The sequence below is a fragment of the Butyrivibrio sp. FC2001 genome (assembly GCF_000424125.1).
Classification (GTDB): Bacteria; Bacillota; Clostridia; order Lachnospirales; family Lachnospiraceae; genus Butyrivibrio.
The window spans coordinates 1-2,201 of sequence record NZ_AUJH01000039.1 but is presented as its reverse complement, the minus strand read 5'-3'; the positions used below and the strand labels follow the sequence as shown (position 1 = coordinate 2,201).

The window sequence follows — 2,201 nt, the reverse complement described above, 5'->3', positions numbered from 1 at the left end:
GTTATTTTCTTGCGATGAATTATGGCTGTTTTAATCCGATGATAAATGGTCAAATTTCTCCGATGATATTTGGCGATTATCACCCGATGCTAACAGTCTCTAAAAATTCCAATATATCCTGCATTCTTACAAAATGATTCATATCTGTATTGGTTAAAAAATAATCCTGAAGATATAGTGGAATTAGTTTTTTGCTCTCAGATTTTTCCATTTTTTTCCCTCTTGTTAATGATGCTGATGGGTGTTTACACCCATCAGCAAATAGCAGGCGCACAAGTGCGCCTGCGCAACATCAATGATATTATAATAAAAAAATGACATCAATTAATAACATATATTTACTGATGTCAATTTTTTCTATTATTCTTTAAATTCGATAACAAACTCATATTTAGTCCCAACACTGCGGATATTTCCCTTTTCATCTATTCTTTTCATTTCTTTAGCATTGAGAATCATATCCCCAACACATGGAAATCTAAGCTTTTTTAAAGTCCTAATACATCTTCCTATTGTTGACTTCCCAACTCCAAGTTTTTCTGCTATGTCATCTTGTGTTATACACATATCAGAAGAAATAGAATACAAATAAACAAATGTCTTTAAAATAGCATCCCATGCCGCATCACTTTTAGCATCTTTTATAAGTTGATACCATGCCTTTTTTATAACTTTAACATTTTTACTTTTTTCGGCAGCAGCTGATAATGAAACTGTATAAATATCATTATCTTCCAATACTTTAACATACTCATTTTCTTTAAGATAATTTAATGCTACTTCAGTATTTCTTTTATTTACAGATGAAGGTTGAATCCCTATCTCATCACATAAGTCACTTATTTTTCCTCTAAATGCTAATTTTATATCAGCAAGAACAGAAATGACTATAAGCAATCTAAAGTGTGCCTTATTCATATTTAGCCATTCTTCTAAAACAATTATTTCATCTGCTTTTTTATCCAATTAGTAAATTCCTCCGCCAAGATTTCCTGTGTTATAGGGACTATTATTTCTTCTTCATATGTTTGAGATATATAATCTCGATACATATTCTGTTTTTGATCATAATATTTATGTATAAGCGGATTCCGCCTAATATAGTACATATACCATGGATCATTATTCATATGATTTCTCCTTTTTCTTTTGTTATATTAATATTATAACAAATATTTTATTAAAAATAAAATCAGGCATTAATAATCCTGATTAAGTCATCTATATTCACATTTTTCATACTGTTTTCATAAAGATATTTTAGTAATGCTACTTTTTTATCCTTTGAAATCATTGAAAAATAATGTACTAATGCCTTATACATTCTTCTTTCCCCCTCTTAAGCTATTTCTAATATCTACATGATTATAAAAATCTGTAATGTTATGTTCTCTCTTGTACCTTTTTACTAAAGCACTCTCTGAAAGGTGTGTCTTTTCAGATAAATGTAAAAGCCGTTTTGTTTCCGCTGCTCCAATTTTTTCCTGAAAATAATCATTTAATATAGGAATAGCATCTTCATATTGAATTGACGTATTTACTCTATGTTTATTTGGATCATAGATTTTTCCATGAATTGCTGCATGGCAGCAGGCGCACAATAAAATTATATTGTCATATTCATCAGATCCTCCCTTAGCTTTTTCTATAATGTGGTGATATTCTAAAAAATCTACCGCTCCACAAATTGCACATTTATCATTCCATAGCTGTGCTACTTTTCTCTTTGTTGCTTTTGATACCATCTTGAAATATCTCCTTTTTGATATATCAAGATGGTTGTATTTATATTAATCTAACTTGTCCTATTATCTCTTAGACATTTTCATTGTTCATGAAATTTAAAGAATAGTTATTCAAAGATGTTAAATTATGTTGTTGAAAAAACCTTATAAAATCTCTAAAATGTGAAAAGAAACAAGGACAACTTTATAAAAGGACAATTCTTTTATCCTTATTTTGTTCATAAAAATAGGTAGTACATTAAAGGGACAACTGTAAGAATAAAAAAGAGAGAACCACCATCAAATGATATCGGTTCTCTCTCATATAACTTTTTACTTATAAACTCTATGCTTTATCTTATTTAAAATATCTGTCCAATAATCCCTTAAATGCCTTGCCATGTCTTGCCTCGTCACGAGCCATCTCATGGACTGTGTCATGGATTGCATCAAGATCAAGAGCCTTAGCACGCTTTG

At 29.8% G+C, this 2,201-nt stretch carries 4 protein-coding genes and 1 pseudogene; all 5 read right to left on the bottom strand.

What is annotated here, in order from left to right; all coding sequences use genetic code 11:
* Positions 1-79: 79 nt before the first annotated feature.
* The gene (locus tag G601_RS27120; RefSeq protein ID WP_255346217.1) at positions 80-211 is read right to left on the bottom strand and encodes a hypothetical protein; all 132 of its coding nucleotides are present in this window, start codon (positions 209-211) and stop codon (positions 80-82) included.
* 149 nt (positions 212-360) lie between these two features.
* Entirely contained in the window at positions 361-966 is a 606-nt protein-coding gene (locus G601_RS0113745; RefSeq protein ID WP_026665706.1) for a hypothetical protein, read from the bottom strand.
* A 226-nt stretch (positions 967-1,192) separates the two neighbouring features.
* Positions 1,193-1,324: a hypothetical protein gene (locus G601_RS27115; protein ID WP_255346216.1), complete on the bottom strand. Its 132-nt coding sequence runs from the start codon at positions 1,322-1,324 to the stop codon at positions 1,193-1,195.
* Entirely contained in the window at positions 1,317-1,745 is a 429-nt protein-coding gene (locus G601_RS0113730; RefSeq protein ID WP_026665704.1) for an HNH endonuclease, read from the bottom strand. The genes G601_RS27115 and G601_RS0113730 overlap by 8 nt, the downstream gene beginning before the upstream one ends.
* Before the next feature lie 337 nt (positions 1,746-2,082).
* Positions 2,083-2,201 (bottom strand): annotated as a pseudogene (locus G601_RS27360) (NADH peroxidase); the annotation flags it as partial.